The organism is Blastococcus deserti, assembly GCF_042682525.1.
Taxonomy (GTDB): domain Bacteria; phylum Actinomycetota; class Actinomycetes; order Mycobacteriales; family Geodermatophilaceae; genus Blastococcus_B; species Blastococcus_B deserti.
In genome coordinates this window covers 152,352-166,591 of record NZ_JBHUHP010000019.1, presented here as the reverse complement: position 1 = coordinate 166,591, position 14,240 = coordinate 152,352, and the positions used below count along the sequence as shown (strand labels likewise).

13 protein-coding genes are annotated in these 14,240 nt (G+C 76.1%); 6 read left to right on the top strand and 7 right to left on the bottom strand.

Translation table 11 applies throughout. From position 1 onward, the window contains the following. Positions 1 to 24 precede the first annotated feature (24 nt). Genes ACFSHS_RS18330 through ACFSHS_RS18320 form a run of 3 tightly spaced genes read right to left on the bottom strand, consistent with a single transcriptional unit; the run spans position 25 to position 2,899 of the window. A complete protein-coding gene (locus ACFSHS_RS18330) occupies positions 25 to 843 on the bottom strand; it encodes an ABC transporter ATP-binding protein (protein ID WP_376879179.1) in 819 nt (272 codons plus the stop codon). Then, positions 840 to 1,910: a FecCD family ABC transporter permease gene (locus ACFSHS_RS18325; protein WP_376879176.1), complete on the bottom strand. Its 1,071-nt coding sequence runs from the start codon at positions 1,908 to 1,910 to the stop codon at positions 840 to 842. The genes ACFSHS_RS18330 and ACFSHS_RS18325 overlap by 4 nt, the downstream gene beginning before the upstream one ends. Further along, positions 1,907 to 2,899, bottom strand: a complete 993-nt coding sequence (locus tag ACFSHS_RS18320) for a FecCD family ABC transporter permease (protein WP_376879173.1) — start codon at positions 2,897 to 2,899, stop codon at positions 1,907 to 1,909. The genes ACFSHS_RS18325 and ACFSHS_RS18320 overlap by 4 nt, the downstream gene beginning before the upstream one ends. 116 nt (positions 2,900 to 3,015) lie before the next feature. On the opposite strand from ACFSHS_RS18320, the gene ACFSHS_RS18315 reads away from it, so the two are divergent. From ACFSHS_RS18315 to ACFSHS_RS18305, 3 genes are all read left to right on the top strand, one after another. Continuing rightward, positions 3,016 to 3,975: an ABC transporter substrate-binding protein gene (locus ACFSHS_RS18315; protein WP_376879171.1), complete on the top strand. Its 960-nt coding sequence runs from the start codon at positions 3,016 to 3,018 to the stop codon at positions 3,973 to 3,975. A gap of 26 nt (positions 3,976 to 4,001) precedes the next feature. Next, the gene (locus ACFSHS_RS18310) at positions 4,002 to 4,859 is read left to right on the top strand and encodes a siderophore-interacting protein (protein WP_376879169.1); all 858 of its coding nucleotides are present in this window, start codon (positions 4,002 to 4,004) and stop codon (positions 4,857 to 4,859) included. 119 nt (positions 4,860 to 4,978) lie between these two features. Continuing rightward, positions 4,979 to 5,563, top strand: a complete 585-nt coding sequence (locus tag ACFSHS_RS18305) for a hypothetical protein (RefSeq protein WP_376879167.1) — start codon at positions 4,979 to 4,981, stop codon at positions 5,561 to 5,563. Between the two features lie 72 nt (positions 5,564 to 5,635). On the opposite strand, the gene ACFSHS_RS18300 is transcribed toward ACFSHS_RS18305, so the two are convergent. Then, a complete protein-coding gene (locus tag ACFSHS_RS18300) occupies positions 5,636 to 6,505 on the bottom strand; it encodes a LysR family transcriptional regulator (protein ID WP_376879165.1) in 870 nt (289 codons plus the stop codon). Positions 6,506 to 6,575: 70 nt separating this feature from the next. On the opposite strand from ACFSHS_RS18300, the gene ACFSHS_RS18295 reads away from it, so the two are divergent. The 3 genes from ACFSHS_RS18295 (at position 6,576) to ACFSHS_RS18285 (ending at position 9,002) form a co-directional block, all read left to right on the top strand. Continuing rightward, on the top strand, positions 6,576 to 7,514 hold the full coding sequence (locus ACFSHS_RS18295) for an EamA family transporter (RefSeq protein ID WP_376879163.1): 939 nt from the start codon (positions 6,576 to 6,578) through the stop codon (positions 7,512 to 7,514). A gap of 9 nt (positions 7,515 to 7,523) precedes the next feature. Then, a complete protein-coding gene (locus ACFSHS_RS18290; protein ID WP_376879161.1) occupies positions 7,524 to 8,300 on the top strand; it encodes an ABC transporter permease in 777 nt (258 codons plus the stop codon). Positions 8,301 to 8,402: 102 nt separating this feature from the next. Then, positions 8,403 to 9,002: an AAA family ATPase gene (locus ACFSHS_RS18285; RefSeq protein WP_376879158.1), complete on the top strand. Its 600-nt coding sequence runs from the start codon at positions 8,403 to 8,405 to the stop codon at positions 9,000 to 9,002. On the opposite strand, the gene ACFSHS_RS18280 is transcribed toward ACFSHS_RS18285, so the two are convergent. The 3 genes from ACFSHS_RS18280 to ACFSHS_RS18270 form a co-directional block, all read right to left on the bottom strand. Beyond that, positions 8,974 to 11,505, bottom strand: a complete 2,532-nt coding sequence (locus tag ACFSHS_RS18280; protein ID WP_376879155.1) for an HAD-IC family P-type ATPase — start codon at positions 11,503 to 11,505, stop codon at positions 8,974 to 8,976. The genes ACFSHS_RS18285 and ACFSHS_RS18280 overlap by 29 nt on opposite strands. A gap of 269 nt (positions 11,506 to 11,774) precedes the next feature. Then, positions 11,775 to 12,551 (bottom strand): sulfite exporter TauE/SafE family protein, encoded by a 777-nt coding sequence (locus tag ACFSHS_RS18275; RefSeq protein WP_376879152.1) that lies wholly within the window; start codon positions 12,549 to 12,551, stop codon positions 11,775 to 11,777. 255 nt (positions 12,552 to 12,806) lie between these two features. Beyond that, a complete protein-coding gene (locus tag ACFSHS_RS18270) occupies positions 12,807 to 14,183 on the bottom strand; it encodes a rhodanese-like domain-containing protein (RefSeq protein ID WP_376879150.1) in 1,377 nt (458 codons plus the stop codon). Positions 14,184 to 14,240: the final 57 nt, after the last annotated feature.

Here is a 14,240-nt window from a genome sequence, read left to right as displayed (position 1 = left end):
GCCGTCTGTCCCGCCGCGCCGGGCTCAGGGGGTGAGTCGGCGGACCGGGCAGATGACGGGGGTGCCGGCCACCGGGTCGGTCAGCACCGCGGCCTCCACCTCGTACAGGTCGCGCACCAGCTCCGGCGTCACGACGTCGGCCGGCGCACCCTCGGCCACGATCCGGCCGTCGCGCATGGCCACCAGGCGGTCGGCGTGCCGGCAGGCCGTCGACAGGTCGTGCAGGACGGCGACCACGGTGCGCCCCGCCGCGGCCAGGTCCCGCACCAGCTCGAGCACCTCCAGCTGGTGCCCGAGGTCGAGCGCCGACGTCGGCTCGTCCAGCAGCACGACGCCGGTCTGCTGGGCCACCACCATCGCGATCCACGCCCGCTGCCGCTGGCCGCCGGAGAGCGTGTCGAGCGGGCGGTCGGCCAGGTCGGCGAGGTCGGCGGCGGCGAGCGCCCGGTCGACCTCACGGGCGTCGTCGGGTGACCACTGGCGCAGCAGGCCCTGGTGCGGGTGCCGGCCGTAGCGCACCAGGTCGCGCACGGTGAGCCCGTCCGGCGCCTCGGTGTGCTGCGGCAGCAGGCCGACCCGGCGCGCGGCGTCGCGCGGGCGCATGCCGGCCAGGTCGCGGCCGTCGAGCAGCACCGCACCGCCCTGCGGCGCGTGCACCCGGGCGAGCGCGCCGAGCAGCGTGGACTTCCCGCAGCCGTTGGGCCCGACGATCGCGGTCACCGCACCGGGCGGCAGGCGGACGTCGAGGGCCCGGACGACGGGCTCGCCCCCGTACCCGAGGTCGAGGGCCTCGGTGGCCAGCCGGGGGGCGGTGCCCACGGGGATCTCGGCGGTCGTGGTCACGGGATCCTCCGGGTCCGGGTGGTGAGCAGCAGCCACAGCAGGTAGGGCCCGCCGACCACGGCGGTGACGATGCCGACCGGCAGCTCCACCGGTGCCGCCACCGTGCGGCCCACCAGGTCGGCGAGGAGCACGACCAGCGCGCCGGCCAGCGCGGCGCCGACGACCGGTACCGCCCGGGGCCCCGCGGCCTTGCGGGCGATCTCGGGTGCCAGCAGGGCCACCAGGCCCAGAGGACCGGCCGTGGCCACGGACAGGCCGGCGGTGACGACGGCGGCCCCGATGGCGGCCAGCCGGATCCGCCGTACCCGCTGGCCGAGGGCCAGGACCACGGGATCGGCCAGCCGGAGCAGGCGCAGCTGCCGGCCGAGGAGCACCGCCAGCGGGAGGGCCACCGCCACGGCCGCGGCCAGGACGGCGACCGCGAGGGGAGCGCGGCTGCTGAGGCTGCCCACCGTCCAGGGGAAGGCACGGTTGGCGTCGTCGATGGCGGCCCGGGCCAGCATCAGCTGGGTCAGGGCCCCGAGGGCGGCGCCGACGCCCAGCCCGACGACGAGGAACCGGTACCCCCGGTGGCCGGCGCCTCCGGCGAGCCCGATCGCGAGCGCGGCCGCCGTCGCCGAGCCCACCAGCGCGAAGGCCGACGGGGCCAGGGTGGTGGGGACCGCGACGATGCTGGCGACGGCGAACGCGGTGGCGCCGTCGTCGAGCCCCACGGTGTCCGGCGTGGCCAGGCGGTTGCGGGCGAGGGTCTGCAGCAGGACGCCGGCGATGCCCAGCGCGCCGCCGACCGCGAGCCCGGCGAGCACGCGGGGGAGACGGAGCCGCTGCACGACCAGGACGTCGCGCGCCTCGCCGATGCCGAAGACGGCCGGCAGCGTGTCGGCCGCGCTCACGGCCGCCGTTCCACCGGCCAGGCTGACGGCGGCGGTCAGCAGGACCACACCGCCCAGGACGGCGGCCGCGACCAGGGCCCGCCGGTCGACCAGCACCGACCAGTGCCGCAGGCCCAGGCGCCACGTCCCCGGCGGCGCCGCGATCGGGATCCGCGCGGCCGCGCTCGCGCTCACAGCGACGGCAGCCGGGTCGCGCGGACGACGGCCACGAGGACCGGCGCGCCGAGCAGGGCGGTGACCACGCCGAGGGGCATCTCGTAGGGCCGGACGAGCAGGCGCGAGGCGACGTCGGCCGCCAGCACGACGACCGGGCCCAGCAGCACGGAGACGGCCAGCACCCGCCGCAGGTCCGGACCCACCAGCGCGCGGGCGAGGAACGGCACGACCAGCCCGACGAAGGCGATGGGTCCGGCCGCGGCGACCGCGCCGCCCACGAGCAGCGCCACCGCGGTGACCGCCAGCGCCCGCGCGCGGGAGGGCCGGTGGCCGAGGGTCCGTGCCGTCGTGTCACCCAGGGCGAGCGCCGACAGCGGCCGGGCGACGAGCACTGCGACCAGGAGGCCGGCGAGGAGGACCGGGCCCACCTGCACCAGCGTCCCGAGGTCACGGCCGGCGACCGAGCCGACGGTCCAGAAGCGCACCTCGTCGGCTGTCCGCTGGTCGAGGAGCAGGACGACCGACGTCCCGGCGCCGAGCAGCCCCGACAGGGCCGCGCCGGCGAGCACCAGGCGGACCGGGTCGTCGCCGGTCCCGCGGAGCCGGGCGGCACCGAGGGCGAGCAGGCAGCCGGCCGCCGCCCCGAGCACGGCGACCCACGGCCCCAGGGTTGCGGCGCTCGCTCCGGCGACGATGGCGACCACCACGGCGAAGGACGCGCCGGCGCTGACCCCGAGCAGGCCCGGCTCGGCGAGCGGGTTCCGGGCCGCGGCCTGCAGCACCGCGCCGGCGACGCCGAGCGCCAGCCCCACCGCGACGGCCACGAGCGTCCGGGGGGCGCGCAGCTGCAGCACGGCGAACCGGGCGTCGTCGTCCCCACCACCGGCCAGGACGGCGAGGGCCCGGGCCGGGCCCACCGCGCCGGCCCCGAAGGCGAGGCTGGCCAGCACGGCGACGAGCAGCGCGACGGCGGCCGGGACCAGGCCGCGCGCCACCAACCGGTCCACCCGACGATCCTCCGCTCCGGCATCGACGCGGACCTGCCGTCGGACCGCTTGGTGAGGTAAGGCTAACCTGCGCTCCGGCTCGATCTTCCGGGCCCCCTCAGTTCTGGAGGAACTCCATGCATCTCATCGGGGCGTCCCGGCGCCGTGCCCCGCTCTCCCTCCCGGTCACGGCCGGTCTCGCACTGGCCATGACGGCCTGCGGCCAGGCCGACGCGGGCACCACCGCCCCTGAGGAGTCCTCCGCCGAGGTCACGGTCGCGACCGCCTACGGGGACGTCTCCGTGCCCGCGTCGCCGGAGCGCGTGGTCACGCTGGCCGAGCCGGCCCTCGACGTCGCCCTGGCCGTCGGCGTGAAACCGGTGGGCACCAGCGCGAGCCGCGGCGGCGAGGAGCCGGCCGCATACCTCGGTAAGGACGCGGCAGGGATCCCGGTGGTCGCCACCGTGTCCGAGCCGAACCTCGAGGCCATCGTGGAGGCCGCGCCCGATGTCATCCTGGCCACTGCCTGGCTCGAGGAGGCGCAGTACGAGTCCCTGGCGGCCATCGCGCCGACGGTCGTTCCCGAGGCCCCCGCCCGCGGCCAGTGGCAGGCGCCGCTGCACACGTACGCCGAGGCCCTCGGTGCCGACGAGCAGCTGACCGAGCGGCTGGACGCCGTCGACGAGCGGGCCGCCGCGCTCGCGGAGGAGGGTTCCCTCGACGGCACGGCGGCGGTGATCCGCTGGATGGCCACCGGGCCGGTGCTGATGAACGCCACGAACATGCCGGGCACGCTGCTGGAGGCCGCCGGCGCGTCGCCGATGCAGGCGGCCGTCGACCTGGGCGGCAGGCCGCACAGCGATCCGCTCTCCCTGGAGAACCTCGTCGAGATCGACGCCGACCGGCTGTTCCTCGGCACGTTCGGTGCCGACGGCGCCGCGGCGCTCGAGGCCGCCGAGGGGGAGCCGGCCTTCGCCCGCCTGAGCGCGGTGGAGTCCGGCGCGGTGTCCGTGGTCGACGGCAGCGTCTGGAGCAGCGCGTCCGGCCCGATCGCGGCGGAGCGGGTCATGGACGACATCGAGGCCGCGCTCGGCTGATCGCCGTCGCGCAGGAGGAGGTCGGGATGAGCAAGCAGAGCGGCGCGGCGCCCGCCCGCACGCGGGTGCCACGCGTGGCCGAGGTGATGCGCAGCTCGCGCGTGACGCCGCGCATGGTCCGCGTCGTGCTGGGCGGGGCGGGGCTGTCCGGCTTCCCGGCCGGCGAGTACACCGACCACTACGTCAAGCTGCTGTTCGCGTCGGACGGCACGGTCTATGACGGGCCCACCGACCTGGACCGGGCTCGGACCGAACTGCCCGCGGACCAGTGGCCGCTGACCCGCACCTACACGGTGCGCCGCTGGGACGCGGCGGCGGGCGAGCTGACCCTCGACTTCGTCCACCACGGCGACTCCGGGCTGGCCGGCCCGTGGGCGGCGCGGGCCCGCCCCGGCGACCGCATCCTGCTGCTCGGCCCCGGCGGCGCGTACGCGCCCAGCCCGGCGGCCGACTGGCACCTGCTCGCCGGGGACGAGAGCGCGCTGCCGGCGATCGGCGCCGCGCTCGGCCGGCTGCCGGCCGGGGCACCGGCCCGCGTGGTCGTCGAGGTGGCCTCGCCCGAGGAGGAGCAGGGCGACCTGGACGTGCCCGGCGGCGTCGACATGGTGTGGGTGCACCGCGGCGACCGGATGCCGGGGGAGGCGCTGGTCGCGGCGGTGCGGTCGGCGCCGCTGCTCGCCGGTCGGGGCCACGTCTTCGTGCACGGCGAGGCCGGCGCGGTCCGCGAGCTGCGCCGCCACCTGCGGGCTGGACGCGGGCTGGTGCCGGAGCTGACGTCGATCTCCGGCTACTGGCGGCGGGGGGACACGGAGGACCGCTGGCAGCGCGGCAAGCGGGAGTGGAACGCGGCGATCGAGGCGGAGGAGGCGGCGCTCGCCGGCTGAGCCGGCCCCGGACCGCGAATCCACAGCGACGCAGGGGGCGGTTCACAGCTCCGCCACAGGCGGGCGCCTGAGGCTTCCTCGGACGGTCGGACCGCACCGACCACGAACGAGGAGTTCACGTGCGCAGAAAGCTGATCATCGCCACCACCGCCGGTGCGCTCACCCTGACGGGTCTGGCCGTGGCCGTGCCCGCCCTGGCCGACACCGACGCGAGCAGGGACCCCGCCCCGTCGGTGGTGGAGCGGATCACCGACGCCCTGGCCGGCCTGGTCGACGACGGGTCCATCACCCAGGAGCAGGCCGACGAGGTGGCCACCACGCTGAGCGAGGCCGGGATCGGCGGCCACCACGGGCACCACGGCGGCCGCCTCGACCTCGCGGCCGCCGCCACCGCCCTCGACATGACCGAGGACGAGCTTCGCACTGCCCTGGAGGCCGACGGCACCACCCTGGCCGACGTGGCGGAGGAGCGGGGCGTCGAGGTCGGCGTTCTCGTCGACGCGCTGGTGCAGGCCCAGCAGGAGCGCATCGCGCAGGCGGTGGAGGACGGCCGCCTGACCGAGGAGGAGGCCGACGGGCGGCTCGCCGACCTGGAGGAGCGGGTCACCGAGCGGGTGAACAGTGACGACCGGGGCGGCCACCACGGGCACGGCGGTCGCGGGGACGACGACGGAGGCGACGAGGAGGAGACCCCGGCCGACTGACGCCCGGAGCAGGCAGGCCGGCGGCGTCGTTCACTCCGGGGGCGGCGCCGCCGCCCGTTCCCGCGGCCGGGGTCAGGCCGTCGCGTGCGGGCGGGCGTACTCCTCGCGGACCAGCTGCACGAGTGACTCCAGGTAGGCCGGTGGGTTGTCCGCCCACCAGGCGAGCCGGACCGGCACGGGCGCCGCCTCGCGCACCGACCGGTAGACCAGCCCGGGCCGGGGGTGCTGGGTCGCGGTCGCCTCGGCGCTGACCCCCACGGCCTGCCCGGCGGCGATGAGGGTCAGCCACTCGTCGACCCCGTGGACGGCCCGGATGGCCGCGGGAGCCGCGGCCGGGGACCACAGCTCCTCGGTCGTCGTCCCGGTGAGCGGATCGACGGCGAGCGTGCGGCCGGCGAGGTCGTCGAGCCGCAGGCTGCGGTGGTGCGCGAGTGGGTCGTCGGCGGCCAGCGCCGCGACGCGGGGCTCGGTGCCCACGAGCGCCGATCCGAGACGGCCGTCGTGCACGTTCCCGCGCAGCACGGCGACGTCGGCGGTGCCCTCGGTCAGGCCCGCGGTCGGGGTGTTGGACTGGACGAAGACGAGCGCGGAGCCCGGGTGGTCGGCCGACCAGCGGCGCTGGACGGCGGTGGTGTGCCGGCCGAGCGCCGCCCAGGCGTAGCCCACCCGCAGGTCGCCGCGCGCCTCGTCGGCCGCGCGCTGCACCGCCGCCACCTCGGCGAGGACCCGCCGGCCGTGCGCGACGACGCGCGTCCCCACCGGGGTCAGGGACATCTCGCGGGTGGTGCGCCGGAGGACCCGTGCGTCCAGCGCCCGTTCCAGGGCGGCGATCGTCCGCGACACCGAGGCCTGGGTGGTGTGCAACGCGGCGGCCGCGCCGGTGAAGGTGCTGGCGTCCACGACCGCGAGCAGGACGCGCAGGTGCCGCAGCTCCACGTCCATACGCGCAGCGTATCGACGCGTGCGGGATCGGCATTTCCCCGATGGCTCCCGGGTGCAGATACTCGGTCAGGTGCAGGAGCAGGACGCGACCCCGTCGCGCGGGTCGCTGCGCGGGGTGGCGACCATGTTCGGCAGCGCGCTGAGCAACCAGGTCGGGGCCGCGGTCGGCGCCTCCGCGTTCGGGGCGGTCGGTCCGGCCGGCGTGGTGGCGATCCGCCAGTGGGTGGCGGCGGCGGTGCTGCTGCCCGTCGCCCGCCCGCCGCTGCGGCGGATGTCCTGGCCGCAGTGGTGGCCGGTCCTGGTGCTGGCGGTGGTCTTCGGCGCGATGAACCTCGGCCTGTACACGGCGATCGACCGCATCGGCCTCGGGCTCGCGGTGACGCTCGAGTTCTTGGGACCGCTGGGTGTGGCGCTGGCCGGCTCCCGGTCCCGCCGTGACGTGCTCCTGGCCGTCGCGGCCGCCGGCGGCGTGTACCTCCTCGTGCTGCCGGGGCCCTCCAGCGACTACCTGGGGCTGGGTGCGGGCGTGCTCGCCGGCCTGTGCTGGGCCGCCTACATCGTGCTCAACCGGATCGCCGGCGCTCGCCTGCCCGGGCTGCAGGCGCCGGCCGTCGCCAGCGCGCTGTGTGCGCTGGCCTACCTGCCCGTGCTCGTGCTGCTGACCCTGCAGGGGCGCCTCGGAGGTGCACCGCTCCTCTACGCCGTCACGGCGGGGGTGCTGGCGTCGGCCGTTCCGTACGCCGCCGACCTGGCCGCGCTGCGGTTCGTCCCGTACCGCTTCTTCGCGGTCTTCATGAGCGTGCACCCGGTGCTCGCGGCCGTGGTCGGCATCGCCGTGCTGGAGGAGTACCTCGAGCTGCACGAGTGGGCCGGCATCGCGGTGGTCGTGCTCACGAACGTCGCCGCCGTCGCCTCCGGTGGCGCGGCCTCCCCGCTTCCGGACTCGGGCGCGACGACGGCCGGCGCGGTGCCGCCGGCCGCGGAGGAGCTCGACGCGCGACCGGCATGATCGACGGCCATGGGCGCCTCCGTGGTCGATATCGGTCCACGGCTGGCCGTCGTCCTGGTGGTCCTGGCGGCACTGGCCGCGCTGGCCGGCCGCTGGTCGGGGCTGGCCCAGGACCGCCCCATCCTCGTCGCCAGCCTGCGGGCGACCGTGCAGCTGGCCGTCGTGTCGGCCGTCCTGCTGGTCGTCGTCGGGTCGCTGTGGCTGTCGGTGGCGTTCGCGACGGTCATGATCGGCGTCGCCTCGGTGACCGCGGCCGCCCGGGTGACGGGCCGGCCGCTGGGCGCACCGGGACGCCGGAACCGGCTGCCGCCCGTCGCCGTGGCGGTCACCGCGGGCGCGGTCCCGGTTGCCGCGCTCGTCGTGGTGAGCGGCGCGGTGCCCCTGCGCGGGGAATCGCTCATCCCGGTGGCGGGGATCCTGATCGGCGGGGCCATGACCGCGGTGTCCCTCGCCGGTCGCCGGCTGCGCGAGGAGCTCGGCACCCGGCGGGGCGAGGTGGAGGCCGCTCTCGCGCTCGGGCTGCCGCGCCGGGAGGCGGTCCTCGAGATCACCCGGACCGCCGCCGCGACCGCCCTCGTGCCGCCGCTGGACCAGACGCGCACGGTCGGCCTGGTCACCCTTCCGGGCGCCTTCGTCGGGGTGCTGCTGGGTGGCGGCACCCCGCTGGAGGCCGGTGCCGCCCAGCTGCTGGTGCTCGTCGGCCTGCTCGCCACCGACGCGGTCGCGGTGTGGGTCACGACCGAGCTCGTCGCCCGCGGCCGGATCCTCGACGACGTGCCCCGATAGGACGGCCCCGGAAGCCCCGACTCTCACAGGGAACGTCCAGCGAGCACCCCGGGTCCACCGAGTTTCGAGGCGCATGGTCGTCCCGACGGAGAGGGGGACGCCATGGTGGTCACAGCGGTCGCGCCGCGACCGCAGCCGCGCGCCGGCGACCGGGACGCGGTGCTGGTCGTCATCGGCGGACTGCCCGGCAGCGGCAAGACGACGCTGCTGCGCCGGCTGCTCGCCGAGCGGGTGCCCGGGGTGACCGGCCTGGACTCGGAGCAGGTGACCGCCCGCGTGCGACGGGCGGGGATCGGCCTGCCCTACCGCCTGCTCCGCCCCTTCGTGCACTCCTGGCACCGGTGGCGGGTGCTGCGGGGGATCGGCGGCCCCGCTCCGGTCGTGGTGCTCACCGACCCCTGGACCAGCGCCCCGTGGCGGACCGTCGTGCTGTGCGTCGCGCGGGCCGCCGGCCGCTCCGTGCGACTGGTGCTCCTCGACGCCTCACCCGAGGAGGCCAGGGACGGTCAGACCGCCCGCGGCCGGGCCATCTCGGCACGCGCCCTGCGGCGCCACGCGAAGCGGTGGCACCGGCTGCTCCGGTCCATGCGCAGTCGGCACGGGCAGCACGCCGTCGTGGTCGACCGCCCGCGTGCCGACCGGCTCACGCTCGGCGAGCTCGTGGACCTGCCGGTCAGCGGCCGGACGCCCCGCTCGCGCTGAGCTGCGCGAGCCCCAGCGCGCGGTCCAGCACGCGGAACCGGTAGGCCGCCGACAGGAGGGCGAACCAGACCACCAGGGCCGGCAGCACGGTGCGGAACACGGGGTCCGCGGCATCGGTGAGACCGAAGTACTCGGTGAACCAGGGGACGAAGAGCAGGCCGGAGAACGCCGCGACGAGCACCGCGACCAGCACCGCGGGACGCCGGTCGCCGTCCGGCCGTGTCCACGACCCGAACAAACGGCTCGGCGGCTTCAGGAAGAGGATCAGCAGGAAGGCCGCGTAGGAGACGAAGGTCGAGAGGGCGGTCTGCGCGCCGATGGTCGCCGCCGCCTCCGCGAAGCCCACGTCGTCGGACGAGAGCCCGGTGAAGCGCTCGAAAGCCGCCAGGAAGCCGGGGGGTGCGCCCGCGTTGCTCAGGCCCTCGAGCAGGGTCGTGTAGTGGTAGGCGTACACCCCGACGCCGGCGGCCGCGGTGAGCACCGCGGCCGGGACGACGAACCTGCCCAGGTTGGCCAGCAGCTGCGGGTCCGGTGCCGAGGGGCGGGCCCACGCGGTCAGGAACAGCGTCGGCACGCCGACGGTGAGCAGCGTCAGCCCGACGTTCGCCGGTGAGTAGGGGAAGCCCAGCCCCAGCATCGTCACCGCGAGGATGACCAGCGCCTGCGTGCCGACGCGGGCCAGGAAGACCTGCATCGACGTGCCGATGCCGTTGATGATCCGCCGCCCCTCGTGCCGCGCGGGGGCGAGTGCGGCCAGCGAGTCGTCGGTGAGCACGATGTCGGCGACGTCCCGGGCGACGGCGCTGCCGCTCTTCATCGCCACGCCGACCTGCGCCCGCTTGAGCGCGCGGGCGTCGTTCACCCCGTCGCCGATCATCGCCACGTAACCGCCCTGCCGGCGCAGCGCCTCGACGAGCCGCTCCTTCTGCTCCGGGGCGATGCGCCCGAACACCGTGGTGCGCGCGACCAGGGCGTCCAGCTCCGGATCGGGGAGCGCGTCGAGATCGGCGCCGGCCACCGGCTCCCCGGGAGTCAGACCGGCCTGCCGGGTGAGCGCGGCGACGGTGCGCGGATCGTCGCCGGAGATCACCTTGACGGCGATGCCGTCGTCGGCGAACCGGGCCAGCGTGGCGGTGACGTCGGGCCGCAGCTCGTCGGCCAGGGCGACGAGGGCCACCGGCTCCACGGCGGGCAGCCGCGGCCGCCCGGCGGCGTCGCGGAGAGGGGCCGCCGGGTCGACGGCGCGGGCGGCGACGAGCACCCGGAGCCCCCGGCCGGTCCGGTCGGTCACCAGGTCGCCGAGGTCGGGACCGGACAGGTGCGGGGCCAGCGCCTGCGGAGCGCCGAGGACGTGCACCCCGTCGTCCGTGCGCAGCGCGCTCCACCGCAGCGACGAGGAGAACGGGATCTCCTCCCGGACCGGCCACGTGTCGCCGGGCAGGGCGGCGGCCAGCGCCGAGCTGGTCAGGTTCGGCGCCGCGGTGCTGCGGGCGGTCGAGCCGACCAGCCGCTCGGCGGTTCCGGCGTCCACCGACCCGATCGGCAGCACCTCGGCCAGGGCGAGGCGGCCGGTCGTGAGGGTGCCGGTCTTGTCGGTGCAGACGACGTCGACGTTGCTGACCGACTCCACGGCGTTGACCCGCTGGACCAGGGCACCGCGCCCGGCGCTGTTCGCGGCCCCGACGGTGTAGGCGAGGGCCACCAGGAAGAACAGCCCGTAGGGCACCAGCCCCGAGAGCACGGCGGTCGTCTGCACGACCCGGACCAGGGTGAAGCCCTCGAGCGCGGCCTGGAACAGGATCGTCGCGCTCATGAGGGCGACCAGCACCATGACCAGCCGGACCACGAATTCGATCCGGCGCTGCAGGGGGGTCGCGTCGGTGGACGCCTGCCGGGCGTCGGCGGTGAGCCGGCCGGCGTAACTGGCCGCGCCGACGTCCCGGGCCAGCTGGTGCCCCTCGCCGCCGACGCAGAAGCTCCCCGACAGCAGATCGTCGCCGGGCTTCTTAAGCAGCGGCTCCGACTCCCCGGTGAGAAGTGACTCGTCGACCTCGATGCGGCCCCCGTCGAGCACCGGCCCGTCGACGACGACCTGGTCGCCGGGACGCACGTGCAGGACGTCCCCCCGCACGACCTCCTCCGGGGTCACCTCGACGTCCCGGCCGTCGCGCACCACCGTGACCGTGCTCCGGTTGAGCAGCTGCAGCCGGTCGAGCTTGCGCTTGGCGCGGATCTCCTGGACGGCGCTGATGGCCGCGTTGATCACACCCAGCCCGACGCTGGTGAATGCGTCGCTGTAGCGGCCCAGCGCCAGCAGGGCGGCGCCGATGGTGAACAGGACGATGTTGAAGAAGGAGAAGACGTTCGTCCGCAGGATGCGGCTGTAGCTCCGGGACGACGCGCTGACGGCGACGTTCCCGGCCCCGCGCCGGCGGCGGGCCTCGGCTTCGCGCTGGGACAGTCCGGCGGGCTCGGTGAGGGAGGTCGACTCCTGCACGTCCATCAGGCTCGCCTTCCGTGACCCGGCCGGCCCGGGATCGTGCCGTCCACCGGGAGTCTGCCGGGCGGGACGGGCGGCTGCCTTCCCGCGCTCGGAACTGGCAGCGGGTTCACAGCCGGAGCATGCAGGACCGCCGTCGCGGCGCCCCCACGTCTCCCTGTGTGGCCCGCCCGGGCTGACGGCAGCCGTCCGCCGGTCGCCGGACGCGGCGGGCGTCCCGCGGGAGCGCGTGCAGAGGAGGGCTTCGAGGTGTGCGCTTGCGGTGGCCGGGACTATCCCGTCGACGGCCCGACGGAGATCTGCAGGACGACGGCCACGGCGACCGCGAGCACGAGGTACGCGAACCAGCGGCGAAGCCGCTCGGTGTCGACCCGGACGGCGACCCGTCCGCTGACCAGGGCGGCGACGACGGCCGCGCCCGTGAAGACCACGGTGACGGGGAGGTCGAGGGGAGTCCGGCCGGCGTGCGCGGCGAACCCCGCGGCGGCGTTGACGGCGACGATCACCAGGGATGTGCCGACGGCGGTGCTCATCGGGAGGCCGAGGGCGACGGCCAGCACCGGGATGATGAGGAAGCCGCCACCCACACCCAGCAGGCCGGTGAGGAAGCCGACGACCAGCCCGCCGGCGACCGTGCGGGGCAGGCATCGGCGCCAGTTGACGCGGCCGCCCGTGGTGGCGCAGGCCGCACCGGTGACGGGCTCGTCCAGGAGCATCCTGACACCCGCAGCGATCATCAGGCCGGCGAAGAGACCCAGGACCACGTCGTCCGCCAGGAGCCGGCTGACCGCGGCGCCCGCGAACGCGGTGGCCGCGCCCGCGAGGCCGAACAGGACGGCGATCCGCCAGGCGATCTGCCCGCTGCGCAGTCGGGGGAGGAGCGCGACGACCGCCGTGATGCCGACGACCAGCAGGGAGGAGGCCACCGCCTGCCGGGGCTCCTGACCCGCGGCGTAGACCAGAGCGGGCACCGCCAGGACGGAGCCGCCGCCGCCGAGCAGGCCGACCAGGATCCCGATGAGCAGGCCGAGGGGGAGGGCGACGATCACGGCGTCTCCGGCGGGCGCGCCGGTCCGGTCCCGCGGGCGAGCCCGGGCCGGCCGGTGGTCATCGGCGGGAGAACAGGCGCGCCAGGAAGCCCTGCGCAGCGGGCGCGTCGTCGGGGTGCCCCTGGCACCGCGCGCTCGTCGGCACGCCGTGGAGGACCCGGTCCACGTGCTGACCGCAGCCGGCCCACGTGGTCCTGCCGCACGTGCGGCAGGGAACTGCTCTGCACATCAGGGGTCGTCTCCTCGATCGTCCGGTCACGCGGCAACGGAGCCGCTGTGCAGCCCCACGGCGGCCGCGCCGGCGTCGGGGTCGCCGTAGCTGCCGTTGACGAGCACCGGTCGGCGGCCGGCGCGAGCGAGCATCGAGGCGGCGATGGAGGCGCGATAGCCGGAGCCGCAGTAGACCCAGACCTCGCCGCTCGGGACGTCGTCGATCCGCGCGCTCAGTTCGTGCACCGGGACGTGCAGCGAGCCGCGCACCCCTCCGCCGGCGCGTTCGTCGTCCCGGCGCGCGTCGAGCACGGGAAGGTCCGGATCGGCCGCCATCGCCTGCGCGAGACCCGGGAAGTCGCTGACCGGGTAGGAGCCCAGCGACGGGCCGGCGGCCAATTCCTCCGGTGTGCCGACTGCGGCGCCGGCGAGCCGGTCGATACCGATGCGGACCAGCTCCCGGCGGGCCCGCGCGACGTGCTCGGCGGTCTCCCCGATGAGCGTGAGCGGGGCGCCCCAGTCGTAGAGCCAGCCCAGGTAGGTGAGGAAGTTGGTGCTCAGCTCGAAGTTCAGCGCCCCGGGCAGGTGCCCCGCGGCGAAGGCGGTGCGCGCCCGGAGGTCGACCACCCACTCACCGGCGGTCAGGCGGCACGCCAGTTCCTCGCCGTCGACGGTGCGCGGCGCCGAGAGGTCCACCGGTTCCGGCCCGGCGGCGTTGAGCGGGCCCATGCGTGCGTAGTACGCGGGATAGGCGCCCAGGCCGGCGAGCAGCTGGTCGACGAAGGCCTGCTCGTCCTGGGTGAGCGCCGGGTTGACCCGCACCTGCTCCCCGACGGTCGATGAGGTCCCGGACGTGGGCGTGGCCGAGCAGAAGCTGCCGAACCCGTGCGTCGGGAACACCGGCGTCCCCTCCGGCAGCGCGGCGGCCAGGCGGCGCACCGAGTGGTACTGGGCGTGGGTGAGGGTGTCGGTGTGCTCGGCACCGAGCAGGTCGGTGCGGCCGGTGGCGCCGTAGAGCATCGATCCGCCGGTGAAGACGGCCTGGACCTCGCCGGCGGCGTCGGTCAGCACGTAGCTGACGTGGTGGTGCGTGTGGCCCGGCGTGTGCAGGACCTCGAGCCGCATCGGACCGGCCGTGATCACGTCGCCGTCGGCGGCCGGGACGCGGGCGTACTGCACGGTGTCCCCGGCGGGGACGACGTAGTCGGCACCGACCGTCCGGGCGAGCTCCAGCCCGCCGGTGACGTAGTCGTTGTGGAGGTGCGTCTCCACGACGGTGGTGATGCGGACGCCCCGGTCGGCGGCGAGGCCGAGCACGCGGTCGATGTCCCGCTGGGGGTCGACGACGACGGCGACGCCCTCCGCCGAGACGAGGTAGCTGCGGTCGCCGAGGCTGGTCGTCTCGATGATGTCGATCTGCACTGTGCGCTCCTACGGTACGGGGTAGGGGTACTCCCGCGGCGGCCGGATGTCATGTGC